The following is a 26,911-nucleotide window of genomic DNA, read 5'->3' as shown; positions in this document are numbered from 1 at the left end:
GGGTCCTAGTTCTCCTTCGTGCCCTCCGCGAGGATCTCGTCGGCGTCGACGATCCGGTAGGCGTAGCCCTGTTCCGCGAGGAAGCGCTGGCGGTGGGCCGCGAAGTCCTGGTCGATCGTGTCGCGGGCGACGACCGAGTAGAAGTGCGCCCGGTGGCCGTCCGCCTTGGGCCGCAGCACCCGGCCGAGCCGCTGGGCCTCCTCCTGCCGCGATCCGAAGGTGCCGGACACCTGGATGGCGACGGTCGCCTCGGGCAGGTCGATGGAGAAGTTGGCGACCTTGGAGACGACCAGCACGCTGATCTCCCCCTCGCGGAAGGCGTCGAAGAGCTTCTCCCGCTGGGCGTTGGAGGTCTCGCCCTTGATCACGGGCGCGTTCAGATGCTCGCCCAGCTCGTCCAGCTGGTCGATGTACTGGCCGATCACGAGAATCTGCTGCCCGGCGAACCGGCGCACGATCGCCTCCGTGACCTTCCGCTTGGTCGCGGTGGTGGCGCAGAAGCGGTACTTGTCCTCGGTCTCGGCGGTGGCGTAGGCGAGCCGCTCGGAGTCGGTGAGGTTCACGCGGACCTCGACGCAGTCGGCGGGCGCGATGTAGCCCTGTGCCTCGATCTCCTTCCACGGCGCGTCGAACCGCTTGGGCCCGATCAGGGAGAACACATCGGACTCGCGGCCGTCCTCGCGCACCAGGGTCGCGGTCAGACCGAGGCGGCGGCGGGCCTGGAGATCGGCGGTGAACTTGAAGACGGGAGCGGGCAGCAGATGGACCTCGTCGTAGAGGATCAGACCCCAGTCACGGGAGTCGAAGAGCTCGAGGTGCGGGTAGACACCCTTCCGGCGGGTGGTCAGCACCTGATAGGTGGCGATGGTGACCGGCCGGATCTCCTTCTTGGTGCCGCTGTACTCGCCGATCTCGTCCTCGGTCAGCGAGGTCCGCTTCACCAGCTCGTGCTTCCACTGCCGGGCGGAGACGGTGTTGGTGACCAGGATCAGCGTGGTCGAACCGGCCTGCGCCATCGCCCCGGCGCCGACCAGCGTCTTGCCCGCACCGCAGGGCAGCACCACGACACCGCTGCCGCCGTGCCAGAAGTTCTCCACGGCCTGCTTCTGGTAGGGACGCAACGCCCAGCCGTCCTCGCGCAGGTCGATCGCGTGCGCCTCGCCGTCCACGTATCCGGCGAGGTCCTCGGCGGGCCAGCCGAGCTTGAGCAGGGTCTGCTTGATCTGACCCCGCTCGGAGGGGTGGACGGCCACGGTGTCGGGGTCGATCCGGTTGCCGACCAGCGGGGTGACCCGCTTGGAGCGCAGGATCTCCTCCAGTACCGGCCGGTCGGTGGTGGTGAGGACCAGCCCGTGCGCCGGGTGCTTGCTCAGGGTGAGCCGGCCGTACCGGTCCATGGTCTCCGCGATGTCGACCAGCAGGGCGTGCGGCACCGGATACCGGCTGTACTGCACCAGCGCGTCGACGACCTGCTCCGCGTCGTGCCCGGCGGCCCGCGCGTTCCAGAGGCCGAGCGGGGTGAGCCGGTAGGTGTGGATGTGCTCCGGGGCCCGTTCCAGCTCCGCGAAGGGCGCGATGGCCCGACGGCATTCGTCGGCCCGCTCGTGGTCGACTTCCAGGAGCAGGGTCTTGTCGGACTGGACGATCAGCGGACCGTTCACGTGTGCCATCCTTCCGCGCGGCCAAACCTCCAGTGTGCCTGATGCGCGCCGGATACGGGGGCCCGGAGGGCGGCTCCTCGCGGTCAGTCCTCCGCCAGCTCGGCCACCCCGGTGATCCGGTGCAGGGGGTAGGTGCGGACCTCGTCGGCGGTGTGGTCGTAGGCGGTGACGAAACCGCCCTCGACCCGGATGGGGGCGACGACGCGCTGGCTGGCGGCGCCGTCGGCGTTGACGTAGCCGATCCACACGGCCTCGCCGGTCATGACGGCCGCCTGCATGGTGGCCAGGGTGTCGGCGGGGCTGGTGCGGGGGAGTTCGCCGCCGGCCGGCTGCGGTCCGGACGCCTTCAGCGGGGCGGTGGCGGCCAGGTCACCGGCCCGGATGGCGCGGACGGCCGCCGTCAGCAGCACGTTGTCCGGGGCGGGCGGACCCTCCGGCACCGGCTCGGGCGCGGTGCGCGGCGGAGTGCGGTGGGCGTCGGCGCGGGCGATCAGCACATCGCCCTGGGCGGACTCGGCGGCGGGCGCGTAGCCCAGCGAGCGCAGGCCCTCCAGCAGGGTCGCCGGGTCGCAGGGCGCGGCCAGCACGGTCGGGGCGAGACGGCGCAGCCGCAGGGCGGCGGCCCGCTTGTCGGCGATGATCTCGTTCAGCACCGAGTCGTCGTCGCAGCGGACGTACGCCGAGGCGGCGCCGACCCGGAGGTGCCCGTGCCTGCGGGCCACGTCGTCGATGAGATACGTGAGCGGCTGCGGTACCGGGGTGCGGGAGTGCTGGGCGAGGAAGGCGTGCAGGTCCGCGGCGGTCTGCCCGGCGTCCAGGGCCCGGCGTACGGAGGCGGGGGTGAACCGGTACACGGTCGCGCCGCCCTTGGACTCCACGTCCGCGAGCACCCCGAGCATCTCGGCGAGGGGGCGCAGCAGCGGGCCGGGGGCCACCGCGGTCAGGTCGGCCTGGAGCAGGACGTGGTCGAGGGGTTCGGGGAGGAGGGGGGCGAGGAGACCGATGGCGATGGCCGTGTGCTGTTCCACCGAGGAGAGGGGGGTGTCGTCCGGCTCGGGGGCCGCCCCCAGCAGGGCCCGGGCGTGGCTGGAGAGGGCGCCCCGGCCGGTGACGCCGAGGAGTTCGGCCTCGCTCAGCGTCCAGCGGGCCAGCCGGACACGGAGGTCCTCGGTGCCGTCGCGCTGGGCGGCGCGCACGGGGCGTTCCCAGGCCAGCCGGGTCAGCACCGCCTCCGGCGCCGGCGCCACCCCGGCGGGGAGGTCGGCCAGCAGGGTCAGCACCCGGTGCCGTACCTCGGGGGCGGCCGAGCGGTCCAGGCCCGGACCGAGTGCGGACAGGGCGCGGTCCTTGATGTCCCGGCCGCCGATCAGCCCGGCGGTGCGGGTCGCGGCGAGCCAGGCGGCGGCGAGGCGGCCCCAGCGCTCGGCGACGGGGCGTTCCATCCAGGTGTCGTAGGCGGGGGTGGGGGCGTACCGCTCGTCGGCCGCGCCGTCCGAGGCGAGCAGGCCGGCGGCGTAGGCCAGCTCGATCCAGAACGCGGCGAGCGGTTCGGACGCGTCGAGGGCGACGGCGGTCCGCTTCAGGTCGCGCACGCTGAGCCCGCCCGCCCGGAGCACGGCCGGACCCCCCTGGTCCCAGTGCTTCAGCAGCTCCTCGATCGTGGCGAGCGCGGTGTACGCCTGCCCGGCGGCCGTCGCGTCCACGATCCGCGGGTCGTGGGCCACGGACGGCTCCACGGCGGGCGGCACCGGCTCGGGCATCCGGTGCGCCCGGCCGCCGCGCAGATGCAGCGCGACCTCGCGGGGCAGCACGACGGTGCCGGGCGCGGTCGGCAGCAGCAGGCCCCGGTCGAGCAGCCAGCGCAGATGGCTGGCGGGGTCGGCGGTGACCTGGCCGTACGGCGGTCCCCACATCAGCCGGGTCAGCACCTCGCGGGCGGCCTCCGGGGCCCCGGCGAGCAGCGCGGCCATCCGCTTCCGGTCGGCGAACAGGGCGGTGAGCGCGGCGACGGCGGAGACCGGGTCGTGCGTGGAGGGCAGCCCCGCCGTGTTGACGATCTGCTGCACCCGCCCCGGCGACATGCCCGACGTCGCCTCCCGCACGGTCGGGCCGAGACCGGTGGGGGAGGGGTGCTGCGCGGAGGGCGCGAGGAGTTCACGGGCGGTGCGGACCAGGTGCAGCCGGTCGTCGTCGCCCCAGACGAGGGCCTGCCTGCGCAGCGCGGCGACGGTGGCGGGGAGGGCCTCGGTGACGGCCGGGTCGCCGTCGTCACCGGCCAGCAGCCCGTGCAGCGTGTCGTAGGTCGCCGGGTCCGGGGCGACGGCCAGCGCCTGCGCGGTCTGCAGGGCGAACCGGTCCAGGTGCTCCAGCGCGCGCAGCACCGAGGCGCGGGTGCCCGCGCGGGTGGCGAGCTGGGTGAGATCGGTGGGCACGGGTGTGACGAGGTCGGGTCGGTCGCGCAGCAGCGCGGCCAGCGAGGCGTCGTCCCGCGCGCGGAGTGCCTCCGCGAGGGACCGGGGGGCTGAGGATGCCTCGGGGCTCATCTGACCCACGTTAGCGGCTGGGGCAAGCGGTGGCGGAGGGTCCCGGAGGGCCGCTCCGCCCGCGTGGGCCGATTGGTGGCGGTCTGCGCTACCTTCCTCCACGGGGTTCCACCGCCGTCGCCCCGGAGGGGTTTCCGTTGGGGATCGAGAGCGACCAGGTCGTCTACGAGTATCTGAGCCGTGTCGGGGACGTGGCGCAGCAGCGGCAGTTGCCGTCGTCCACGCGCATGCGGCTGGTGTCCGAGCTGCGCAACGAGATCGACCGGCACCGGGCCCGCGCCACGGTGGACAGCCCGGCCGCCGTGCGCCGCATCCTGGACCAGCTCGGCAGCCCGGACGACGTGGTGCGGTCGGCGGGCGGGAAGGGTCCGGTGCCACAGCCGCCGCCCACCGCCGTGCCCGTGCAGCCGGAGCCCGGGAAGCCCGAGCGCAGGTCCAGGGGGTTCAAGGGGCTCCGGGCCGCCGTGCCCCGGCCACGCCCGGCCGGGCCGGGGCCCGCCGTACCGGCAGGAGGGGCCGCCCCGCCGCATCTGGCGTCCGCCGACGAGCTCGGCGAGTCGCTGACCCGGCCCGACTGGTGGCGGGTGGCGGACGGTCCGTTCGGCGCGGCGGCCGCGGACTCGGTGCCGGGGTTCGTCGGCGGGGTGGAGATCCCGGAGATGCTGCGGCGTCCCCCGAAGGAGCCCGAGCGGGAGGGGGAGGCGAAGCCGGCGGAGGTCGTGGCGGAGCCCGTCGAAGTGGTCCCGCGCTCCCGGTTCCGGCGGTTCGTCCCGCTCCCCTCGTCCGGCTGGACCAACCCGCTCCTGCTGCTGGGCGCCGCAGCGCTGCTGGCCGGGGCGGTGCTGGGCAACTGGTACGCGCTGCTCCTCGGCTGGCTCATCGCCTACGGCTCCCGCCGGCTCACCCCGGCCGAGACCAGGTGGGCGGTGCTGGTGCTGCCCGCGCTCGCCCTCGCGGCCGGGGTGGCCTACCTGTGGGGGCGCGACACCGGGCACTGGGGGACGCCGGTGGCCGAGGGGCACATGAGCGACGCGCTCGCCGCGACCTGGCCGTGGGTGGTGCGGGGGGCGGCGGTGAGTTCCGCGCTCTTCCTGCTCTGGCGGTCGCAGCGCAGGCGGTAGCGGGACCCGGCCCGTCGCCCCGCGACCCCGGCCGGGCACAATGGCGGCCATGCCTGCCGTGTCCTCTGCGTATGCGCCCACCGTCGGTTTCGACCTCGACATGACGCTCATCGACTCCCGGCCCGGCATCCGGGCCTGCTATCGCGCGCTGTCGGAGCGGACCGGGGTGTACGTGGACGCCGACCTCGCGGTGACGCGGCTGGGCCCGCCGCTCGCGGAGGAACTGGTGAACTGGTTCCCGGCCGCCGACGTCCCCGCCGTGGCCGACCTGTACCGGGCGATGTACCCCGAGTACGCCATCGCCCCCACCCTCGCCCTGACCGGCGCCCGCGAGGCCGTCGCCGCGGTCCACGCCGCGGGCGGCCGCGCCCTGGTCGTCACCGCCAAGTACGAGCCCAACGCCAAGCTGCACCTCGCCCACCTCGGCATCGAACCCGACGTCGTGGTCGGCGACCTGTGGGCCGAGGACAAGGCCCGGGCCCTGCGCGAACACGGCGCGCACGTCTACGTGGGCGACCACACCGGCGACATCCGGGGAGCCCGCGCCGCCGAGGCGCTGTCGGTGGCGGTGGCCACGGGCCCGTGCGGCGAGGAGGAACTCCGCGAGGCGGGCGCAGACGTGGTCCTCACAGACCTGACGGCCTTCCCCGCCTGGCTGACCACCCACGTGACGTCGGTCCAGGGCCACTGATCGGGACTACGCCGGCCGTGCCGACCTCCTGGGGCGCGGGGAACTGCGCGACCAGCCACGACGCACCGCACGCCGAAAGACAACCGACGCACCCCTGACCACGCCCAACCTCAGCGGCCGGCGCCCCGCGCCTGGCGCCGACCCGCCGCCACCGAGCGGAGCACTCCCGCCCCCGCGATCAGGAACCCGACCGCCATCAGCATGCTCAGGCCGAACATGTAGGTCGGGAACGGATGGCTGCCGAGGAACAGCGGGGTCACCGTGACGAGAGTGGCCACGGCACCGAGGAAGAAGACGACGACACCGGCGCGGATCAGTCCGTCACCGGGCCCGGCGGAATTCGTTTGGGTTTTGTCACGCACCGGACCAGGGTAGTTCCCAGCGCGAGAGAACAACCGGGGAGCACCTTGTCACCCGCCCGAAGACCATTAGCCTTGGTGTCGGCGGGTCGTGGTCGACCCGCCACAGTGCTACACCGAGCCCTTTCCGAGCTTTTCCCGACGAGTACGAGGACGAGGACAGACGTGCCCACCGGCAAGGTCAAGTGGTTCAACAGCGAGAAGGGCTTCGGCTTCCTCTCCCGCGACGACGGCGGCGACGTCTTCGTCCATTCCTCGGTCCTGCCCGCCGGAGTCGAGGAGCTCAAGCCGGGACAGCGCGTGGAGTTCGGCGTCGTGGCCGGCCAGCGCGGTGACCAGGCGCTCTCCGTGACCGTGCTCGACCCGACCCCGTCCGTGGCCGCCGCCCAGCGCAAGAAGCCCGACGAGCTGGCCTCGATCGTGCAGGACCTCACCACCCTGCTGGAGAACATCACCCCGATGCTGGAGAAGGGCCGCTACCCCGAGCGCACCTCGGGGAAGAAGATCGCCGGCCTCCTCCGCGCCGTGGCGGACCAGCTCGACGTCTGACCGGTCCCCTCAGGGGAACGCCAGCGCCTCGGGGCCGAGGGCCGGTACGAGGCCCTCGGCCGCCGCGCGCGTCAGCAGGCCCCGGACCGCCGCGTACCCGTCCTCGCCGAGGTCGGCGGTGAACTCGTTGACGTACAGCCCGATGTGCTGGTCGGCGACGGCCGGGTCCATCTCCTGGGCGTGGGCCATGACGTAGGCGCGCGACGCCTCCGGGTCGTCCCACGCGGCCCGGACCGAGGCGCGGAAGGCGTCCGCGAGCCGCTGGAGCGCTTCGGCGCCCAGCGACCGCTTCGCGATGATCGCGCCGAGCGGGATCGGCAGCCCCGTGGTCCGCTCCCAGTGCTCGCCCATGTCCGCGAGCTTGTGCAGCCCGTACTGCTGGTAGGTGAAGCGGGCCTCGTGGATGACGAGCCCGGCGTCCACCTTGCCGTCCCGCACGGCCGGCATGATCTCGTGGAACGGCATCACCACGATCTCCCCGACCCCGTCCGGCAGCGTGTCCGCGGCCCAGAGGCGGAACAGCAGGTACGCCGTCGAGCGCTCGCTCGGCACGGCCACCGTGCGCCCCCTGAGGTCGGCATCCGCCTCCCGCGTCAGCACCAGCGGCCCGCAGCCCCGGCCCAGCGCGCCGCCGCAGGGCAGCAGGGCGTACTCGTCCAGGACGTAGGGCAGCACGGCGTAGGACACCTTCAGCACGTCGAACTCGCCGCGCTCGGCCATGCCGTTGGTGATGTCGATGTCGGCGAAGGTCACGTCCAGCGCGGGGGCGCCGGGGACGCGGCCGTGGGCGACGGCGTCGAAGACGAAGGTGTCGTTGGGGCAGGGCGAGTACGCGATCTGCAGGGGCTCAGTCGTCATGCGTGTTCCAACTCTCCAGTACGGGCGTGAGCTTCCCGAAGGCCCCGGCGAGGGCGGCGAGCGCCTCGCCGACGCGCCAGGCGGCGCGGTCGCGGGGGCCGACCGGGTTGGAGACCGCGCGGATCTCCAGCACCGGCACGCCGTGCGCGGCGGCCGCCTCGGCGACCCCGAACCCCTCCATGCCCTCGGCCAGCGCGCCGGGGTGACGCGTCCGCAGGGCGGCGGCGCGGGTGGCGGTACCGGTCACGGTGGAGACGGTCAGCACGGTGCCGGAGCGGGCGCCGGTGGCTTCCACGACTCCTCGTACGAGTGAATTCGGCGGCAGATGGGTGACGGTGCCGAAGCCGAGGTCGGTGACCGGCAGGAAGCCGTCCGGGGTCTCGGCGCCGAGGTCCGCCGCGGTGATCGCGTCGGCGACGACCAGCGAGCCGACGGGGGCCTCCGGCTGGAAACCGCCCCCGATCCCGGCCGAGACGACCAGACCGTAGGGGGTGCCGGTGAGGGCGGCGGCGGTCAGCGCGGTGGCGGTGGAGGCCGCGGCGAGGGCGGGGCCCACCCCGGCGGCCAGCAGGTCGTGGCCGCCGTCCGTGCGCAGCAGCGTCGCGCCGGGCAGCCGTACCTCGTCGGCCGGGCCCGGAAACGCCCGTGCCACCGCGTCCCGCTCGGCCGGGACGGCGGTGGCGACGAGGACGCGCGTACGGGCGTTCACGGGACCGGGAGCCTCCGTCAGGAGGTCGCCTTCTTGAGCTTGTAGCTCCACAGACCCTTGGCCGACGAACCGGTGCCCATCTGGATGGACAGCGTGTTGGTGGTGCCCTGGGTGCCGTACTGCGCGTTGAAGAACGCGCTGCCCGGGATGGTGGAGTAGGTCTTCTTGCTGACGTCGGTGAACTGGCGGCCGTTGACCAGCAGCACCCAGCCCGCGTCCGCGATCTTCGGGTCGACGCCGACGCGCACGGTGTCGCCGTCCGGGTCGACCGTGATCGTCTTCTCGTCGCCGGCCTTCTTCGCGCACGCCGCGAGGGACTTGGCGGTCAGCGTCTTGTCGCCGTTGTAGCAGAGCGCCTCGGAACTCACCGAGTTGTCCCCGACGGTGACGGTGGCGACGGGCGTCGGCTTGTCGCAGGCGGAAAGTGCGAGCAGTCCGGCGGAAACGGCACCGGCGGCGGCGAGCGCCCGGCGGCGTCGCGGGGCGGATTGCAGCGAGGTCATGGCCGAAGGCTATCGGGCCCCCCGCGCGGGGCGTCCACGTGGGGTACGACACGTCCGCTCCGTCAGGCCACCCGCGGCCGCGTCCGCCCTCCGTGCCGGGCGGCGGCGAGCAGCCCCCGCAGGGTGGTCAGCCAGCCCAGGGCCACCAGCGCGGCGGCCACCGCCAGGCCGAGGGTGCCGTTGAGGGGCATGACGATGCCCACCGCGCCGCCGAAGACCCAGGCCATCTGGAGGATGGTCTCGGAGCGGGCGAAGGCGGAGGTGCGGACGGCTTCGGGGACGTCGCGCTGGATGAGGGCGTCCAGGGAGAGCTTGCCGAGAGCCTGGGCGAAGCCGGCGACGGCGGCGAGGCAGGCCACCAGGACGGCGCCGAAGAACACCGCGGCCACGACGGCGGCGCCGAGGGCGACGGCGACCACCGTCACGATGATGACCTCGGGCGCCTTGGAGCGCAGCCACGCCCCCACCGCCGTACCCAGCGCGTTGCCCGCGCCCGCCGCCACGCCGACGATGCCCAGCGAGACGGCCGCGCTCTCCCCGGCCAGCGGGTGCTCGCGCAGCAGGAACGCCAGGAAGAAGATCAGGAACCCGGAGAGGCAGCGCAGCGCCGCGTTGGCGCCCAGCGCGTGGGTCACGGCGGGACCGACCGTACGCAGCCCCGGCCGCTTGCCCGGGTGGCGGCGCCGCGGCCCGTGCAGATGCTCTTCGTCCGCCGCGAGCAGCGCCACGTCCTCGCCCTTGGCCGAGTCCACCGTGCGCGGCAGCGAGAAGGACAGGAACGTACCCGCCACGAAGATCACAAAGGCCCCGTACAGCGGCCAGGGGTCCCCGGCCATCTGGAGCCCCGCCCCGATCGGCGCCGCCACCCCGGTGGCCAGCAGCCCCGCCAGCGTGACCCGTGAGTTGGCCTTGACCAGGGAGAACGCGGGCGGCAGCAGCCGGGGCACCACCGCGCTGCGCACCACCCCGTAGGCCTTGGACGCCACCAGCACGCCGAGCGCGGCCGGATACAGCTCCAGCCCGCCGCTCGCCACCGCCCCCGCCAGCACCAGCGCGAGCAGCGCGCGCGCCAGCATCGCGCCGGCCATCGCGGCCCGCCGCCCGTGCGGGAGCCGGTCCAGCAGCGGGCCGATGACGGGGGCGAGGACGGTGAAGGGCGCCATCGTGATGGCGAGATAGAGCGCGACCCGCCCGCGGGCCTCGTCGGTCGGCACCGAGAAGAAGACCGTGGAGGCCAGGGCCACCGTGATCAGGACGTCCCCGGCGCCGTTCACCGCGTGCAGCTCGATCAGCTTGCCGAGCCCCGACTCGCCCGCACCGTGCGCGTGTGTGACCTTCCGGATGCCGCGCGCCGTGCCGGTCACCGGCAGGTGCAGGGCACGGCCGACGGAGCGGACGACACCGCCGACGCGGCCCGAACCGCCGCCACCGCGCCCCCTGTCCGTGGCTGCCACGTGCTTCATAGTGCCCCGAGTGGCCGTCCGATAGGCGGTTTGCGGCCATGCGAGTCGACCCGGAGCCGTGAAGATCCACCTGTCCGGAACCCGCCGGGTGGCCGCGGACTGTCCCCCACCACGGGCGACGGGGTAGCGTGCCTATCTCAGCCATAACGCAGAATGGATGGCAGAGGTGCGCCCGCGCGTGATCGGACGCGGACGTCGATGCGGCCCACAGGTCCGCTCCGTCCGCTTCACCGCCGGAGTGCATCCGCACTCGTAGACGGCGTAGGAGAGAAGCGATACCTGTGAGCGCAGCGACCACGCGAAGCCGCACCCCTGACCGCCTGTGCGCCGAGGCGATCGACCTCGCCCGCACCGCAGCGGAGGAGGCGGCCGCTCCTGGTGTCGTCGGTGAACACATCGGCGTGGTCTCGGAGGGTGACCGTGTGGTCACCCACTTCTTCGAGTGCAAGGAACCGGGCTACCGGGGCTGGCGCTGGGCCGCCACCGTCGCCCGGGCCTCCCGCGCCAAGATCGTCACCCTGGACGAGGTCGTGCTGCTGCCCGGCCGCGACGCCCTCCTCGCCCCCGAATGGGTGCCGTGGAGCGAGCGGCTGCGCCCCGGCGACCTCGGCCCCGGCGACCTCCTGCCCACCGACGAGGAGGACCTGCGCCTGGAGCCCGGCTTCTCCGGCGAGGAGGAGCCGCCGCCGAACTCCGCGCTGGCCCAGGGCCTGAGCGAGGTGGCCGAGCGTGAGGACGCCGAGGTCACCCCCGGCAGCCCCGCCGTCCAGTCCGGGCCGCCCGCGCGCGGCTCGATCACCTCGGTCGCCGAGGAACTGGGCATGCGCCGAGCCCGCGTGCTGTCCCGCTACGGCCTGCACGTCGCCGCCGACCGCTGGGAGGAGGCGTTCGGTTCGAAGACCGCCATGGCCCAGGCCGCCCCGGCCACCTGCGCGACCTGCGGTTTCCTCGTCCCGCTCGGCGGCTCGCTGGGCCAGGCGTTCGGCATCTGCGGCAACGAGTTCTCCCCGGCCGACGGCCGCGTGGTCTCCCTCTCCTACGGCTGCGGCGCCCACTCCGAGGCCGCCGTCATGCCGACCCCGCCCCGCCCGCCGCTGCCCGTGGTGGACGAGACCCGGCTCGACCCGTTCCCGCTGCGCCCGGCCGCCGACTCCGGCTCGGTCCCGGCCGAGGGCGACGACGAAACGGCGGAACTGGGCCACTCGTAGCGCCCCCCGCCGCGCGTACGCGCGAAGGACGGACCGTCAGGTCGCTGTACCTTCGAGACTCACGTCGATGATGGAGAGTGAACGTGAGCAAGTACGTGCGGCCGGCGGCCGAGGGCGCCGACCCCTTCGGCACCGCCCGTCTCCGCCGCGGTGTCCTCGACGCCTGGGCCACCAGCCCCGCCCGGTTCCGTGAGGACGCCAACGCCGAGGAGGATCTCGTCCTCGGCGGCTACCGCGACCGGCTCGTGGTGGAGCTGGCCCAGAACGCCGCCGACGCCGCCGCTCGCGCGCATACGCCCGGACGGCTCCGGCTCACCCTCCAGGACGGCGTGCTGATCGCCGCCAACACCGGCGCCCCCCTGGACGCCGCCGGAGTCGAGTCGCTGTCCACCCTGCGCGCCTCCGCCAAGCGGGAGCGGTACGACGAGCACGCCACCGTCGGCCGGTTCGGCGTCGGCTTCGCCGCCGTGCTCTCCGTGACCGACGAGCCCGCGCTGGTCGGCCGGCACGGCGGGGTCCGCTGGTCGCTGGCCGAGGCCCGCGAGCTGACCGCCGAGACCTCCCGGCACAGCCCCGGCCTCGGCGACGAGGTGCGCCGCCGCGACGGCCACGTCCCGCTGCTCAGGCTGCCGTTCGCCGCCGAGGGCACCGCGCCCGACCCGTACGACACCGCCGTCATCCTGCCGCTGCGCGACGCGGCCGCCGCCTCCCTGGCCGAGCGGCTGCTCGACGCCGTGGACGACTCCCTGCTGCTCGCCCTGCCCGGCCTCGAAGAGGTCGTCATCGAGGTGGAGGGGCGCGAGCCGCGCACCCTGCGCCGCCGTACCGAGGACGCCGTCACCGTCGTGGACGACTCCCGCGACGGCGCCACCCGCTGGCGCACCGTCGCCGCCCACGGCCCGCTCGACGCCGCCCTCCTCGCGGACCGCCCGGTCGAGGAACGGCTGCGCCCGCACTGGTCGGTCACCTGGGCCGTGCCCGAGGACGGCGAGGGCCGCCCGGTACGCCCCCGCACCGCGCCCGTGCTGCACGCCCCCACCCCCAGCGACGAACCCCTCGGCTTCCCCGGCGTGCTCATCGCGTCCTTCCCGCTGGACACCACCCGCCGGCACGCCGCGCCCGGCCCGCTCACCGACTTCCTGGTGGAGCGCGCGGCCGACGCCTACACCGAACTCCTCGCCGGCTGGCGCCCGGTGACCGAGGGCGCCATCGACCTCGTGCCCGGCCCGCTCGGCAAGGGCGAGCTGGACGGCGCGCTCCGCCAGGCGGTGCTGGACCGGCTGCCGCGCACCGCGTTCCTGCCGCCGGCGCTGCCCCCGCAGGGTGACGACGAGCTGCCCGAGGCGCTGCGCCCCAGGGACGCCGAGATCGTGGAGGGGGCGGGCGCGGACACCGTGCGCGTCCTCGCCGAGGTGCTGCCGACCCTGCTGCCGGCCGGCCTGGAGCGCCGCCCGGAGCTGCGCGCGCTCGGCGTGGACCGGCTGCCGCTGGCCGACGCCGTGGACCGGCTGGCCGGTCTGGAGAAGGAGCCCGAGTGGTGGTGGCGGCTCTACGACAGCCTCACCGGGGTCGACCCCGAGCGGCTGTCCGGGCTCCCGGTGCCGCTCGCCGGGACCGGCCGGACCACGATCGGCCCCCGCCAGGTGCTGCTGCCCACCCCGGACGCCTCCGCGCCGGACGCCGAGGTGCTGGGCCGGCTCGGCCTGAAGATGGCCCACGCGGACGCCGCCCACCCGCTGCTGGAGAAGCTGGGCGCGCTGCCCGCCACCCCGCGCGCGGTGCTCACCACCCCGCAGGTCCGCGCCGCCGTCGCCGCCTCACTGGACGACGACGGCGGGGTGATGTGGGAGGAGGACGCCCCGGACGCCGAGGAACTCGCCGACACCGTCCTGGCGCTGGTCCGCGACGCGGGCCTGGAGCCCGGTGACGAGCCCTGGCTCGGCGCGCTCGCGCTGCCCGACGAGGACGGCGAACTCGCCCCGGCCGGTGAACTGGTCCTGCCCGGCAGCCCGTTCGCCCGCGTGATCCGCGAGGGCGAACTCGCCGCCGTGGACGCCGAGCTGGCCGAGAAGTGGGGCGGGCAGCCGCTGGCCGCCTGCGGGGTGCTGGCCGACTTCGCCCTCGTCCGCGCCACCGACGTGGTCCTCGACCCGGACGAACTGGAGCCCCGCGACAGCGACTTCGCCGAACCCGACGACGCCGGCCTGCTGGACGCCGTCGACGTGTGGTCCGAGGACATCCTCGACCGCTTCCCCGACAGCCCGGTGCCCCCCGTCGCCACCGAACTCGTCGCCGTGCGCGACCTGGACCTGGTGGACGACGACCGCTGGCCCGAGGCGCTCGCCCTGCTGGCCCAGCCCCCGCTGCGCGACGCCCTCGTCCAGCCGGTCCGCGTCCTCCTCCCGGACGGCACCCACGAGGTCGTACGCCCCTACACCGCCTGGTGGCTCCGCGGGCACCCGGTGCTCGACGGCCGCCGTCCCGCGGGGCTGCTGGCCGCCGGCGGCGACCCGCTGCTGCGCGGCCTGTACGACGAGGCGGACGCCACCGGCTTCCACGACGAGCAGGTGCTGCGCGCCCTCGGGGTACGCACCTCGGTGGCCGCGCTGCTGGACGAGCCCGGCGGCGCCGCCGAGCTCCTCGATCGGCTCGCCGACCCCGACCGTCCCGTCACCCCGGTCCAACTGCACGGGCTGTACAGCGCGTTGGCCGACCTGGAGCCCGAGCAGGTGACGCTGCCGGACGAGGTGCGGGCCGTGCGCGACGGGCAGGCGGTCGTGGTGGACGCGCGGGACGCGGTGGTCGTGGACTCGCCCGACCTGCTGCCGTTCACCTCCGGAATGCCGTTGCTGCCGGTCCGGCCGTCGCTGGCGGCCGCGCTGGCCGAGCTGTTCCAGGTGCGGCGGCTGAGCGAGTCCGTCACCGGCGCGGTGGACTCCGAGGGCGCCGAGCACGAGGTGCCCGAGCCGGTGCGGACGCTGCTCGGCCCGCGTACTCCGGACAGCTATGTCGAGCACGAGGAACTCGTCGTGGACGGCGTCGGGATCGACTGGCGGCTCACCGACGACGGCGTGCTCCACGCGGCCACGCTGGAAGGCGTCGCCGCCGGACTCGCCTGGGCGGCCGCCCAGTGGCCGCGCCGATTCGAGGTGGCGGCGCTGCTGGAGGACCCCTCCCGCACCGAGGAACTGGCGCGCGACCGCTGGTTCGACTGACCCCGACAGTTCGTGCGCGAAACTTTTACCTCTCGTGCAACCTTTTCTCACTCCCGCTTGTCATGTCTGCTGAGTCTCCGTACTCAGCAGACATGACAAGAGCGCCCGGCGGCACAGAGCCGCGACCGTGCGCTCCTCGACGGGGGGAACCTCATGCGTATCCGTACCAGCCTGGCCATCGCGACCGCCGCCGGTGCCGTGGCCCTCGGCGCGTTCGCCGTTCCGGCCGCCCAGGCCGACGAGGCGCCGGCCGCCGCCAAGGTGTCGTCGTTCGTGAACGGCGTGAAGGCGGACGCGGCCGCCAAGGCGGGCGCGAAGGCGGGCGTCAGGTCGGGCGTGCGTTACGTCGACGGCGACGTCACCATCGACAAGGTCACCGTCAACGGCAACGAGGACATCGTCGCCGGCACCTCCGCGGTCAAGACCGTCAACATCTACGTGACGGCGACCGACCCGGAGGGCATCTACGACGCCGACGCCATGCTGTGGCACGGCACGGACTTCGAGAACGACGTCGACGGCGCCGTCATCCCGGAGCAGGAAGCCGATTGCGACTACTGGAGCGCCACCTCGGCCACCTGCAAGATCACCGTGAAGGTCGACCCGAAGACGGACTTGTGGGACAGCATGCTGGCGGGCAAGTGGAACGTGTACGCCGCCGCCATCGGCAACGACGGTGACCTCATGCAGGACGACAGCTACAAGAACGTCTGGATCAAGCGCGCCGCGCAGATCACCTCGATGAACGCCGCGCCGGAGCCGGTGAAGAAGGGCAAGACCATCACCGCCACGGCCAACCTGAGCCGCGCGAGCTGGTCCTACCTGAAGTACTACGGCTACGGCAGCCAGTCCGTGCAGCTCCAGTTCGCGAAGGCCGGCAGCAGCACCTACACCACCGTCAAGACCGTGAAGACCTCCTCCACGGGCGCCCTCAAGACGACGGCGACGGCCAACGCGTCCGGCACCTGGCGCTTCTACTTCCCGAAGAACGGCACCACGTCCGCGGCCACCTCCGCGGGTGACTACGTCGCCGTGAACTAGTCCGACCGCTCTTCGACGCCCGGCCCCGGAGACCGCCAGTCTCCGGGGCCGAGTGCTGTCGACGTCATGAGTGTCATGACCAGGCAATCCACCGGCAAAGACCGTCTCCGGAAAGCGCATGCCGTACAACTCGCCGGCCCCCTCGCGGATCTGATCACCCGAGTCGACCGACTCACCGATCACTTCTCCCTCAGAGGGAACCGCACATGCGCATACGTGCCACCGTGGCCGCCGTCACCGGCGCCCTGGCTCTCTCCGCCTTCGCCGTCCCGGCCGCCCAGGCCGCGCCCGTCGACGGCACGCCGTACACGATGAACGTCGGCTTCTCGAACCTGAAGATCGCCTCGTCGATCAAGGTCGGCACCAGCAACGAGGTCAGCACGACCTACTCGTACACGCTGACCCACGGCGCGGACGTCGACGCGACCGCGGCCGACTTCTACACCGATGCCTACCTCTACCGGGGCTCCCTGGACGACCCGACCGCCACGGTCGAGGGTGACGACGACGCCACCTGCAAGTACGCCACGGCCACGACGCTCACCTGCACCGGCACCGTGGACATCTACCCGGCCGACGGCGACCTGACCTACGCCGACGCCGGGAAGTGGTCGGTGGCCGCGGAGGCGACCGCCCTCAACGGGCAGGACGAGTCCGACCCCGACTACAGCAAGGTCGGCTTCAAGGACCAGGGCGGCCTGGCCACCACCAGCCTGCTGCGCTACTCCAAGCTGACCACCGACGCCGCCCCCGAGCCGGTCATCAAGGGCAAGACCCTCACGGTCACCGGCACCCTGACCCGGGCGAGCTGGGACTACAACAAGTACTACGGCTACTCGGCCCAGTCGGTGCAGCTCCAGTTCGCCAAGAAGGGCTCCAGCACCTACACCACGCTGAAGACCGTCAAGACGGACGCCAGCGGCAAGCTCAAGACCACCGTCACCGCCTCGGTCGACGGCTCCTACCGCTACGTCTACGCGGGCTCGTCGGACACCGCCGCGGTCACTGCCACGGCCGACGCCGTCGACGTGCAGTAACCCTCACACCGGGAAGCGGCGGCCGACCCATCTCCACACGAGTTCCAGGGCGGCCGCCGCCACCACCGCCACTCCGACCGCCGTCCACGGCATGACGTCGCCGACCAGGCGCAGGGCGAAGAAGTCCTGGAGCCAGGGGACGGTCAGGACGAAGAGGAAGGCGACGCCCATCGCGGCCACCAGGGCCAGCCGCCACCAGGTGTAGGGGCGGGCGATGATGGCGAGCACCCACATCGATATCAGGAACAGGGTCAGGGTGGCCGCGCTGGTCTCGGCGGACAGCGCGCCCGCGCCCGAGTAGTGGTGCCGGGCCAGCAGATACGTCACGAAGGTCGCCACCCCGGCCAGCAGCCCGCCCGGTATCGAGTACCGCATCACCCGGCGCACGAAGTGCGGCCGCGCCCGCTCGTTGTTCGGGGCCAGCGCCAGGAAGAACGCCGGGACGCCGATGGTGAGCGTGGACAGCAGCGTCAGGTGCCGGGGCAGGAACGGGTACTCCACCTGCCAGCACACCACCAGCAGCGCCAGCAGCACCGAGTACACGGTCTTCACCAGGAACAGCGTCGCCACCCGCGTGATGTTGCCGATCACCCGGCGGCCCTCCGCGACCACCGAGGGCAGCGTGGCGAAGCTGTTGTTCAGCAGCACGATCTGCGCCACCGCGCGCGTGGCCTCCGAGCCCGAGCCCATCGCGACGCCGATGTCGGCGTCCTTCAGGGCCAGCACGTCGTTCACCCCGTCGCCGGTCATCGCCACCGTGCGGCCCTCGGACTGGAGCGCGCCGACCATCTCCCGCTTCTGCTGCGGGGTGACCCGCCCGAACACCGTGGCCCGGTCCACCGCCTTGGCCAGGTCGGCCGGGTCGGCCGGCAGCCGCCGCGCGTCCACCGCCTTGCCGGACAGCCCCAGCTTGCGCGCGACCGCGCCGACCGACACCGCGTTGTCCCCGGAGATCACCTTGGCCTGGACATCCTGGTCGGCGAAGTACCGCAGGGTCTTAGCCGCGTCCGGGCGCAGCCGCTGCTCCAGCACCACCAGGGCCACGGGCCGGGCCCCGCGCGCCGGGTCGGGGCCGTCCAGGTCACGGGCGGCGCGGGCCAGCAGCAGCACCCGCAGCCCCTGTTCGTTGAGCCGGCCGGTCTCCGCCAGCGCGGGGTCGTCGGGGGCCAGCAGCACATCGGGGGCGCCCAGCAGCCACCCGACGACCTTCCCGCCCTCTTCCTCGAACGCGGCCCCGCTGTACTTGCGGGCCGAGGAGAACGGCAGCGTGCTCACCGGACGCCGTCCGTCCCCGTGGCCGTCCGGATAGGCGTCGATGATGGCCTGGAGCGAGGCGTTGGGACGCGGATCGGACGCCCCGAGGGCGGCCAGCACCTCCCGCACCCGGCCCTCGTCGGCCCCGTTCAGCGGTTTCAGGCCGGTCACGTCCATGCCGCCCTCGGTGAGCGTGCCGGTCTTGTCCAGGCAGACGGTGTCCACGCGGGCCAGGCCCTCGATCGCGGGCAACTCCTGTACCAGGCACTGCCTGCGCCCCAGCCGGATCACCCCGATGGCGAAGGCCACCGAGGTCAGCAGCACCAGCCCCTCCGGGACCATCGGGATGATCCCGCCGATGGTCCGGGCCACCGAGCCCTTGAAGTCGTTGCTCTCCACCACGAGCTGTGTGACGACCAGGCCGAGCGCGGCCGGGACCATCATCCAGGTCACGTACTTCAGGATCGTGGAGATCCCGGAGCGCAGCTCGGAGTGGACCAGCGTGAACCGGGACGCCTCCTCGGCCAGTCGGGCCGCGTACGCCTCACGGCCCACCTTGGTCGCCTGGAAGGCCCCGCCGCCCGCGACCACGAAGCTGCCCGACATCACCTGCTCGCCGGGGTGCTTGACCACCGGGTCGGCCTCGCCGGTCAGCAGGGACTCGTCCACCTCCAGACCGTCGGCCTCGGCACACACCCCGTCCACCACGATCTTGTCGCCGGGCCCGATCTCCACCAGGTCGCCCAGCACGATCCCGCTGGTCGGCACCCGTACCGCCCTGCCGTCCCGGCGCACGGCGGGCCGGGACTCCCCGATCACCGCGAGCGAGTCCAGCGTCTTCTTCGCCCGCCACTCCTGCACGATCCCGATCCCGGTGTTGGCGAGGATCACGAACCCGAACAGGCTGTCCTGGATCGGCGCGACGAACAGCGTCACCACCCACAGCACACCGATGATCGCGTTGAACCGGGTGAACACGTTCGCCCGCACGATCTCGCCCAGCGAGCGGCTGCTGCGCACCGGGACGTCGTTGACCTCCCCCCGTGCCACCCGCTCCGCGACCTGTGCGCGGGTCAGGCCCGCCGGCCCCGTGGTGGGCGGCGCGACCGGGTGCACGGGGTCCAGTCCGACACCCGCGTCGACATTCGTCATGCATCCGACGTTACGTGCGGAATCCGCGCTTCACCTGCCGGGCGGCCCGATCTCCGGGGAACGCCGGGGGCGCCCCCGAGGAGGTCTCGGGGGCGCCCCTGACCAAGCGAGGGAGCGGGCCCGGATCAGCCCAGTGCCGGCGGTCCCGCGTCGGCCCCGGTGCCCCAGGAAGAGGGCGTCGACCCGACCGTGAAGGACAGCGAGCGGTGTGTCCGCAGCGCCCCGGTGGTCAGGTACGTCCGCCCGTACGCGGCGCCGTCCAGCCGCGCCGACTGCACGTACCGGGTGTCCGCCGAGGTGCCCGGCGCGGTGATGGTGAGCGCGCCGTGCGGGTAGTACCGGCGGTCCAGCGTCAGGTCGACGCGGTCGAAGACGGGGGTGGACAGGCCCCACGTGTCGTAGCCGGGCTGGACCGGGAAGACGCCGATGGACGACAGCACGTTCCAGGCGGACATCGTGCCCAGGTCGTCGTTGCCGGTCATTCCGGTCGGCCCGTCCGTGAACAGGGTCAACGCCGCGTGCACCACGTCCGTCGTCTTCCACGGCTGCCCGGTGGACAGGTAGGTGTAGGGCGCGATCAGGTCGGGCTCGTTCTGCGGGTTGTACTTGTCCGCGTTGTAGTAGTCGTACGGCCCGTTCACCCACACCTCGCGGGCCGTCTTCGCCGGGTCCTTCGTCAACTGGCCGTAGGCGAAGAAGGAGTCGAGCCGGTCGTTGGCCGCCTGCTTGCCGCCGACCAGGTCGACCATGCCGGGCAGGTCCTGCGGGACGAGCCACTGGTACTGCCAGGACGTGCCCTCGTGGAAGCCCTCGCTCTTGGCGGGGTCGGCGGGTCCGGTGAAGGCGCCGGAGGCGTCACGGGCGCGGAAGAAGCCCGTCGAGGGGTCGAAGATGTTCCGGTAGTCCCGCGCCCGCGCCGCGTACCGGTCGGCGTCCGCGCGGTGCCCGAGGTCGCGGGCCATCCGGGACAGCATCGCGTCCGACAGCGCGTACTCCAGCGTGGCCGACGCCCCGTGGTCGTAGTCCGAGTCACCGGGCTTGGCGTGCGGGCGGTCCTTCACGTAGGGCGCGAAGCCGTGGGCGAGGTACTCCCGGTTGGCCTCCCGGCCCACGGCCGGCGAGTCGGCGGGCGGCACGCCGTCCGCGTTCTTCCTCAGCGCCCTGTAGGCCCGCTCCTCCCAGCCGTGCAGCAGGCCCTGCTGATAGGCGTTGGTCAGGAACGGCGTGACCGGGTCGCCGGTCATGATGTTGGTCTCGACCGTGCCGTAGCCCCACTTGGGCAGCCAGCCGCTCTCCTCGTCGATCCGGATCACCGAGATCGCCATGTCCCGCGCCTCACGCGGCGCGAGCAGCGAGAGGAGCTGGGACTGGGTGCGGTAGGTGTCCCACAGCGACCAGTTCTGGTAGTAGGTGAAGCCCTGGGCGCGGTGGATCTTCTGGTCCCAGCCGGTGTAGCGGCCGTCGGTGTCGCTGCCGATGTTCGGCGCGAGGAACGAGCGGTACAGCGAGGAGTAGAAGGTCCGGCGCAGCGTGTCGCTCCCGCCGTGCGCCCGGACGTCGTCCAGCCGGTCCTCCCAGGCCCGCTGGGCGGCGCCCCGCACCGCGTCGAAGGAGCGGCCGCCCTCGGCGCGCAGATTGCCGAGCGCGCCCCGCGCGTCCACGTAGGACAGCGCGGTGGTGGCCTCGACCGTGCGGTCCTTCCGGGTGTCGAACCGCAGGTACGCGCCGTCCGCCCCGGTCTTCGCGCCGTCGGTGACCGTGGACCCGGTCCAGGTGCCGTGGGCGGTGAAGGGGCGGTCGAAGCGGGTGACCGTGTAGAGCGTGTAGGGCACCGTGTCCTGGCAGAAGCCGCGGCCGGTGAGCTTGGTGCGCACGGTGTGGTCGTCCAGGATCTCGACCTCGGTGGCGACCTTGGTGTGCAGCGACTGGCCCGCGTCGAGCAGGACGTTGGCCTTGTCGGTGGCCGGGAAGGTGTAGCGCTGCACACCGGTGCGGGCGGTCGCGGTCAGCTCGGCCTCGATGCCGGAGTCCAGGCCGACCCGGTAGTAGCCGGGGCTCGCGGACTCGTCGTCGTGGCTGAACCCCGCGGCGTACCTGGCGTAGTCGGTGGTGGTGACGTCGCCCGTGGTGGGCAGCACCGGGAGGTCACCGCCGAGGCCGCAGCCGACGCCGGAGAGGTGGACGAGCGAGAAGCCCCGGATGTGGTCCTGGGCGTAGTCGTAGCCGGTGTTGTGCCCGGTGTCGGGGGAGAGCTGCACCATGCCGAACGGCACCGCCGCGCCGGGGTAGGTGTTGCCCTCGTTCTGGGTGCCGATGAACGGGTTGACGAGGTCGGTGAGCCGGGCGGCCGGGTCGGCCTGCGCGTGGGCGGGGGTGGCCAGCAGCGCGGTCGCCGCCAGTGTCCCGGCCATGAAGCGACCGATTTGCCGTGTCCATGTCATGCAGAAACCTCTGAGGTGGTGGGCCGGACGTGCTCAGGGGTGGTCCAGGGCGGTCCAAGGCAACGTTGTCAGAGCGCGGGAACAACGTTGTCATCGGACAGCAGTGGGCATGACAACACGGAATCCGCATTCCGTCCAGAGGTCCCGCACGAACCGGAGTTCACCCGACCCGGAGACCGCTCGCCCCGGAGGTCACTCCGCGGGGACGGTCTCCCGCTCGGCGGCCGCCCGCCTGATCGCGGCGTCCCGCCCGCGCACGTACCAGATGCCGATCAGGCCGAGACCGGCCCCGGCCAGGCAGGTCCACACCCACCACAGGTGGCCGTGGTCCTCGAACCAGCCGTAGAAGGGGAGCTGGACCAGGAAGAGGACGAACCACACGATCGTGCCGCCGGTGATGGTGGCGACCACGGGCCCCTCCAGGGGCTCCGGCGCTTCGTGCTTGGGGGTCCACTTCGTCATGGGCACAGCTTACGAGGCGCCGCGCCACGCCCGGCAGCCCGCCGTCCTACGGACAATCGGTGAATATCTACGCGCGGAGATAGCGATCTAGGCTTCATACGTTCATACTGAAGCGGTTTGTCTTTGACTGTTTCTGTTCGTACGAAACTCCAAAAGGGCTCGGGGGAACCCTGGATGGTGAAGAGGACTCGCATGCCCACCTCGGCCACGGCCCAGGCTCCTACCCCCGAACAGCCGGGCGACAAGCCCGCCTACGGCGCCGTCGACCGCTACTTCAGGATCTCCGAGCGCGGCAGCTCCGTCGCGCGGGAGATCAGGGGCGGTTTCGCCACGTTCTTCGCGATGGCGTACATCATCGTCCTGAACCCGATCATCCTCGGCAGCGCCAAGGACATGTACGGGCACCACCTGGACAACGGCCAGCTCGTCACGGCCACGGCGCTCACCGCCGCCTTCACCACCCTCCTCATGGGTGTGATCGGCAACGTCCCGATCGCGCTGGCGGCCGGGCTCGGCGTCAACACGGTCGTCGCGCTCCAGCTCGCGCCGCGCATGTCCTGGCCGGACGCGATGGGCATGGTGGTGCTCGCCGGCTTCGTGGTGATGCTGCTGGTCGCCACCGGTCTGCGTGAGCGCGTGATGAACGCGGTGCCCTACGGGCTGCGCAAGGCCATCGCCATCGGTATCGGCCTGTTCATCATGCTGATCGGCCTGGTCGACTCCGGCTTCGTCACCCGTATCCCGGACATCGCCCAGACCACCGTCCCGCTCCAGCTCGGCACGGGCGGTCACCTCACCGGCTGGCCGGTGCTGGTCTTCGTGCTGGGCGTGCTGCTCACCCTCGCGCTGATCGTCCGCAAGGTGCCGGGCGCGATCCTGATCTCCATCGTGGCGATGACCGTCCTCGCGGTGATCGTCAACCTGGTCGCCAAGGTGCCGTCCTGGGGCCTGACCACCCCGAAGTGGCCGGGCAACCCGGTCGCCACCCCGGACTTCGGGCTGATCGGCAAGGTCAGTCTGTTCGGCGGCTTCGGCAAGGTGGGCGTGCTGACCGGCGTCCTCTTCGTCTTCACCGTCCTGCTGTCCTGCTTCTTCGACGCCATGGGCACGATCATGGGCGTCAGCGACGAGGCCAAGCTGACCGACGCCCAGGGCCAGATGCCGGGCATCAACAAGGTCCTGCTGATCGACGGCCTCGCCGTCGCGGCGGGCGGCGCCAGCTCCTCCTCGGCCACCACCTGCTTCGTGGAGTCCACCGCGGGCGTCGGCGAGGGTGCCCGTACGGGTCTCGCCAACGTCGTCACCGGCGGCCTCTTCGGTGTCGCGCTGTTCCTCACCCCGGTCGCCACCATGGTGCCGTCCCAGGCCGCCACGCCCGCGCTGCTCGCGGTCGGCTTCCTGATCCTGGCGGGCTCGATCCGGGAGATCGACTGGGACGACTTCACCATCGCCATCCCGGCCTTCGTGACCATGGTGATGATGCCGTTCACCTACTCGATCACCAACGGCATCGGCATGGGCTTCATCACCTTCGTGGTGCTCCGGCTGGCCGCCGGGCGCGGCCGGGAGATCCCGGTGGCGATGTACGTGGTCGCGGCCGTCTTCGGCTTCTACTACCTGATGCCGGCCCTCGGTCTGACCTGACCTGGGTACGGCTGAGTTTCCCGCGGGGTCACATGAGTCTCATGTGACCCCGTAGAACTTCTCGGTCTCGTCGACGGCGGTCTGGAACCGCTCGTCGAAGTCGTCCCTGACGAGCGTGCGGATCACATAGTCCTGCACGCTCATTCCTCTCCTCGCCGCGCGTTCCCGGAGCCTCTCTAGCAGCTCCCCGTCCATCCGCAGGCTGAGCACACTGGTCCCCATGCGTACGAGGGTCGCCACATCCCGCCACCCCATGGGTCACTTTTCGGAACCGGCTCACTCGTACGGGTGATGGGGGGACACAGTGGCGGACATCACGAGCCGTGGCGTGCGGGGTGGCGTTCCTTAGTGAGAGTAATGAGTTAGGCTAAAGACATGTCGGACCTCACCCACGGCGACGACGTGGCCGCCGTGAACTCCCTCCGCTCCGCCGTGATGCGGCTGTCCCGTCGACTCAAGCACCAGCGGGTCGACGAGTCGCTGAGCCCCACCGAGATGTCGGTGCTGGGCACGCTGTCCAACTGCGGACAGGCCACTCCGGGCGAGCTGGCGCGCAAGGAGCACGTCCAGCCGCCCTCGATGACCCGCATCGTCGCGCTTCTGGAGGCCAAGGGCCTGGTCCGGCTCGAGCCGCATCCCGAGGACCGGCGCCAGAAGGTCGTCACCCGGACCGAGCAGGCCGAGGCGATGCTCGTCGAGAGCCGCCGCAAACGCAACGCGTTCCTGGCCGGCCTGGTCGAGGGCCTCGACGAGGACGAGTGGGCCACCCTGCGTGCCGCCGCCCCCGTCCTGGAGAAGCTCGCGCAACTGTAGCCACGGCATCGCTTCAGGAGGCGACCTTTTGAGTACGGGACCCGGAGCAGCTTCCGTCCCCGCACCGGCAACCACCACCCCGGCCGGCGGCAGAACCTCGATGTTCAGCTCGCTGAGGGTCCGGAACTACCGGCTGTTCTTCGCCGGTCAGGTCGTCTCCAACACCGGCACCTGGATGCAGCGCATCGCCCAGGACTGGCTGGTGCTGAGCCTCACCGGCTCCTCGGCGGCCGTCGGCATCACCACCGCGCTCCAGTTCCTGCCGATGCTGCTCTTCGGCCTGTACGGCGGGGTTCTCGTCGACCGGCTGCCCAAGCGGCCCGCGCTGCTGTTCACCCAGTCCGCGATGGCCCTCACCGGCCTCGCGCTGGCCGCCCTCACCCTCTCCGGACACGTCCAGGTCTGGCACGTGTACGTCGCCGCCTTCGCGGTCGGCCTCGCCACGGTCGTGGACAACCCGGCCCGGCAGTCCTTCGTCTCGGAGATGGTCGGCCCCGGCCAGCTCCAGAACGCGGTCAGCCTGAACTCGGCCAACTTCCAGTCAGCCCGGCTGGTCGGTCCGGCCGTCGCCGGCCTGATGATCACCGGGGTGGGCACCGGGTGGGCGTTCCTCGCCAACGGCCTGTCCTTCGTCGCGCCCATCACCGGGCTCCTGCTGATGCGCACGCGTGAGCTGCACTCCGTCGACCGCGCCCCGCGCGGCAAGGGCCAGCTCCGGGAGGGGCTGCGGCATGTCGCCGGGCGGCCGGAGCTGATCTGGCCCATCGTGCTCGTCGGGTTCATCGGCACCTTCGGCTTCAACTTCCCCGTCTGGCTCACCGCCTTCGCCGACGACGTGTTCCACGCCGGCGCCGGCGCGTACAGCCTGTTCAACACCCTGATGGCCGTCGGCTCCCTGATCGGCGCCCTCCTCGCCGCGCGGCGCGGTACGGCCCGGTTCCGGGTGCTGGTCGCGGCGGCGCTGGCCTTCGGCACGGTGGAGATCGTCGCCGCGCTGGCGCCCTCCTACTGGCTGTTCGCCCTCCTGATGGTCCCCATCGGCGCCTTCGGCCTCACGGTCAACGTCACCGCCAACACCGCCGTCCAGATGTCCACCGACCCGGCCATGCGGGGCCGCGTGATGTCCCTCTTCATGATGGTCTTCATGGGCGGCACCCCGCTCGGCGCCCCGCTCGTCGGCTGGGTCACCGACACGTACGGCGCCCGCTTCGGCTTCGTCGCGGGCGGCGCGGTCTCCGCCGTGGCGGCCGCGGTCATCGGCCTCTTCCTGGCCCGCGCCGGCGACCTCCGGCTCCGGCTCACCTGGCACCGGGGACCGCACCTGCGGTTCGTGCCGAGGGGGACCGAGGAACTGACGCCGGCGGCCTGAGGCTGCGGTCAGGGCTCGTCGCGGATCAGCTTCATCAACAGGCTGTGGGTTTCCGCGTCCGCCGCCGCGACCAGGCCCCGGGTGTCCGGGCCGGGGGGTGCGCCGTCGATGCCGGTGACCACGCAGCCCGCGGCCCGGCACAGGGCGATTCCGGCGGCGAAGTGGACGCTTGCCGAGAGGCCGGTGCCGTCGGTGACATAGGCGGCTCGGCGGCCCGCCGCCACCCAGGCCAGGGCCAGGGTCGTGGAGCCGACGCGGGGGCGGAAGCGGGCGGTGAAACCCGGGTGCGCCAGGAGGGCCGTGGCGCGGAAGGCGGGGGCGCTCGGGAAGGGCGGGTCCAGGTTGACGTCCACCAGGGTGGTCGCCGCCGTGGGGCGCAGGGGGGTGTCGGTGCCGTCCCGGTGCAGCCAGGCGATCTCGCCGTCGGTGCGGAAGACCTCGCCGGTGAAGGGGTCCGCCACGGCTGCGGCGCCGTCGCACAGGGCCACGTTGACGGCGACGAGGAGGGTGCCGACGGCGTAGTTGAGGGTGCCGCACAGGGGGTCCACGAGCCAGAGGCGCCCGGTGCCGGCGGCGCCCTGCCGGCCGCCCTCCTCGCCGAGCACCGCGTCATGGGGCCGGGCCGCGCGGATGACGTCCAGGATGGCGCGCTCGGCCGCCACGTCGGCCGCCGTGGCGAAGTCCCCGGCGCCCTTGTCGATCCGGGCCAGTTCCTTGCCGTAGCCCTCGCGCACCACTTCGGCGCCGGCCAGCACGGCCGCTGTCGCCACGTCGACGTCGTCGGTCACGGTGCCGCAGCGTACCGGTCTGGGATCGTG

Annotated in this window: 22 protein-coding genes; 10 read left to right on the top strand and 12 right to left on the bottom strand. The window is 72.7% G+C overall.

The features are described from left to right. Window positions 1-5: 5 nt before the first annotated feature. On the bottom strand, window positions 6-1,661 hold the full coding sequence (locus EV284_RS28000) for a DNA repair helicase XPB (RefSeq protein ID WP_130338973.1): 1,656 nt from the start codon (window positions 1,659-1,661) through the stop codon (window positions 6-8). An 83-nt stretch (window positions 1,662-1,744) separates the two neighbouring features. Then, window positions 1,745-4,204 (bottom strand): helicase C-terminal domain-containing protein, encoded by a 2,460-nt coding sequence (locus EV284_RS27995; RefSeq protein WP_130338971.1) that lies wholly within the window; start codon window positions 4,202-4,204, stop codon window positions 1,745-1,747. 137 nt (window positions 4,205-4,341) lie between these two features. Here EV284_RS27995 and EV284_RS27990 point away from each other — a divergent pair, with 137 nt between their 5' ends. Then, complete coding sequence (locus EV284_RS27990; protein WP_130338969.1) at window positions 4,342-5,325, top strand: hypothetical protein; 984 nt, start codon at window positions 4,342-4,344, stop codon at window positions 5,323-5,325. A gap of 40 nt (window positions 5,326-5,365) precedes the next feature. Continuing rightward, entirely contained in the window at window positions 5,366-6,016 is a 651-nt protein-coding gene (locus tag EV284_RS27985; protein ID WP_130338967.1) for a haloacid dehalogenase-like hydrolase, read from the top strand. Window positions 6,017-6,126: 110 nt separating this feature from the next. Here EV284_RS27985 and EV284_RS27980 read toward each other — a convergent pair whose 3' ends face one another. Further along, window positions 6,127-6,378 carry a hypothetical protein gene (locus tag EV284_RS27980; protein WP_130338965.1) on the bottom strand — a complete coding sequence of 84 codons (252 nt, stop codon included), beginning with the start codon at window positions 6,376-6,378 and terminating at the stop codon, window positions 6,127-6,129. A gap of 162 nt (window positions 6,379-6,540) precedes the next feature. Between EV284_RS27980 and EV284_RS33615 the strand changes: the two genes are divergently transcribed. Next, the gene (locus tag EV284_RS33615; protein WP_130338963.1) at window positions 6,541-6,924 is read left to right on the top strand and encodes a cold-shock protein; all 384 of its coding nucleotides are present in this window, start codon (window positions 6,541-6,543) and stop codon (window positions 6,922-6,924) included. 9 nt (window positions 6,925-6,933) lie between these two features. Here the strand turns inward: EV284_RS33615 and EV284_RS27970 are convergent, their stop codons facing one another. The 4 genes from EV284_RS27970 to EV284_RS27955 all read right to left on the bottom strand — a co-directional run bounded on the left by EV284_RS27970 (window position 6,934) and on the right by EV284_RS27955 (window position 10,457). Next, on the bottom strand, window positions 6,934-7,782 hold the full coding sequence (locus tag EV284_RS27970; protein WP_130338961.1) for a 1,4-dihydroxy-6-naphthoate synthase: 849 nt from the start codon (window positions 7,780-7,782) through the stop codon (window positions 6,934-6,936). After that, complete coding sequence (locus tag EV284_RS27965) at window positions 7,772-8,491, bottom strand: futalosine hydrolase (protein ID WP_130338959.1); 720 nt, start codon at window positions 8,489-8,491, stop codon at window positions 7,772-7,774. Before EV284_RS27965 ends, EV284_RS27970 begins: the two co-directional genes overlap by 11 nt. Window positions 8,492-8,508: 17 nt before the next feature. Then, on the bottom strand, window positions 8,509-8,994 hold the full coding sequence (locus EV284_RS27960; RefSeq protein WP_130338957.1) for a DUF2771 domain-containing protein: 486 nt from the start codon (window positions 8,992-8,994) through the stop codon (window positions 8,509-8,511). A 62-nt stretch (window positions 8,995-9,056) separates the two neighbouring features. After that, complete coding sequence (locus EV284_RS27955) at window positions 9,057-10,457, bottom strand: MFS transporter (protein WP_130338955.1); 1,401 nt, start codon at window positions 10,455-10,457, stop codon at window positions 9,057-9,059. 281 nt (window positions 10,458-10,738) lie between these two features. Between EV284_RS27955 and EV284_RS27950 the strand changes: the two genes are divergently transcribed. The 4 genes from EV284_RS27950 to EV284_RS27935 all read left to right on the top strand — a co-directional run bounded on the left by EV284_RS27950 (window position 10,739) and on the right by EV284_RS27935 (window position 16,958). Beyond that, the gene (locus EV284_RS27950) at window positions 10,739-11,665 is read left to right on the top strand and encodes a DUF3027 domain-containing protein (RefSeq protein WP_130338953.1); all 927 of its coding nucleotides are present in this window, start codon (window positions 10,739-10,741) and stop codon (window positions 11,663-11,665) included. A gap of 83 nt (window positions 11,666-11,748) precedes the next feature. Further along, entirely contained in the window at window positions 11,749-14,880 is a 3,132-nt protein-coding gene (locus EV284_RS27945) for a molecular chaperone Hsp90 (RefSeq protein ID WP_130338951.1), read from the top strand. A gap of 153 nt (window positions 14,881-15,033) precedes the next feature. Beyond that, window positions 15,034-15,921: a calcium-binding protein gene (locus EV284_RS27940; protein WP_130338949.1), complete on the top strand. Its 888-nt coding sequence runs from the start codon at window positions 15,034-15,036 to the stop codon at window positions 15,919-15,921. A 206-nt stretch (window positions 15,922-16,127) separates the two neighbouring features. Further along, window positions 16,128-16,958 (top strand): hypothetical protein, encoded by an 831-nt coding sequence (locus EV284_RS27935; RefSeq protein WP_130338947.1) that lies wholly within the window; start codon window positions 16,128-16,130, stop codon window positions 16,956-16,958. Window positions 16,959-16,961: 3 nt separating this feature from the next. Here EV284_RS27935 and EV284_RS27930 read toward each other — a convergent pair whose 3' ends face one another. From EV284_RS27930 to EV284_RS27920, 3 genes are all read right to left on the bottom strand, one after another. Continuing rightward, a complete protein-coding gene (locus EV284_RS27930) occupies window positions 16,962-19,364 on the bottom strand; it encodes an HAD-IC family P-type ATPase (protein WP_130338945.1) in 2,403 nt (800 codons plus the stop codon). A gap of 125 nt (window positions 19,365-19,489) precedes the next feature. Further along, window positions 19,490-21,805 carry a GH92 family glycosyl hydrolase gene (locus EV284_RS27925; RefSeq protein WP_130338943.1) on the bottom strand — a complete coding sequence of 772 codons (2,316 nt, stop codon included), beginning with the start codon at window positions 21,803-21,805 and terminating at the stop codon, window positions 19,490-19,492. 192 nt (window positions 21,806-21,997) lie between these two features. Then, window positions 21,998-22,267 (bottom strand): DUF2530 domain-containing protein, encoded by a 270-nt coding sequence (locus tag EV284_RS27920; protein WP_130338941.1) that lies wholly within the window; start codon window positions 22,265-22,267, stop codon window positions 21,998-22,000. 192 nt (window positions 22,268-22,459) lie between these two features. Between EV284_RS27920 and EV284_RS27915 the strand changes: the two genes are divergently transcribed. Then, a complete protein-coding gene (locus EV284_RS27915) occupies window positions 22,460-23,911 on the top strand; it encodes an NCS2 family permease (protein WP_130338939.1) in 1,452 nt (483 codons plus the stop codon). A gap of 39 nt (window positions 23,912-23,950) precedes the next feature. On the opposite strand, the gene EV284_RS27910 is transcribed toward EV284_RS27915, so the two are convergent. Then, entirely contained in the window at window positions 23,951-24,166 is a 216-nt protein-coding gene (locus EV284_RS27910) for a ribbon-helix-helix protein, CopG family (protein WP_242625845.1), read from the bottom strand. Between the two features lie 120 nt (window positions 24,167-24,286). Between EV284_RS27910 and EV284_RS27905 the strand changes: the two genes are divergently transcribed. Together EV284_RS27905 and EV284_RS27900 are read left to right on the top strand one after the other, a co-directional pair. Then, window positions 24,287-24,724 (top strand): MarR family transcriptional regulator, encoded by a 438-nt coding sequence (locus tag EV284_RS27905; RefSeq protein ID WP_030804715.1) that lies wholly within the window; start codon window positions 24,287-24,289, stop codon window positions 24,722-24,724. Window positions 24,725-24,752: 28 nt separating this feature from the next. Next, a complete protein-coding gene (locus tag EV284_RS27900; protein WP_347402209.1) occupies window positions 24,753-26,093 on the top strand; it encodes an MFS transporter in 1,341 nt (446 codons plus the stop codon). Between the two features lie 8 nt (window positions 26,094-26,101). On the opposite strand, the gene EV284_RS27895 is transcribed toward EV284_RS27900, so the two are convergent. Then, on the bottom strand, window positions 26,102-26,881 hold the full coding sequence (locus EV284_RS27895) for an inositol monophosphatase family protein (RefSeq protein ID WP_130338935.1): 780 nt from the start codon (window positions 26,879-26,881) through the stop codon (window positions 26,102-26,104). Window positions 26,882-26,911: the final 30 nt, after the last annotated feature.

It is taken from the genome of Streptomyces sp. BK022 (genome assembly GCF_004217355.1).
In the GTDB taxonomy this organism is placed as follows: Bacteria; Actinomycetota; Actinomycetes; order Streptomycetales; family Streptomycetaceae; genus Streptomyces; species Streptomyces griseoluteus.
The sequence above is the reverse complement of the archived record's forward strand: the minus strand, read 5'-3'. Positions and strand labels throughout refer to the sequence as shown.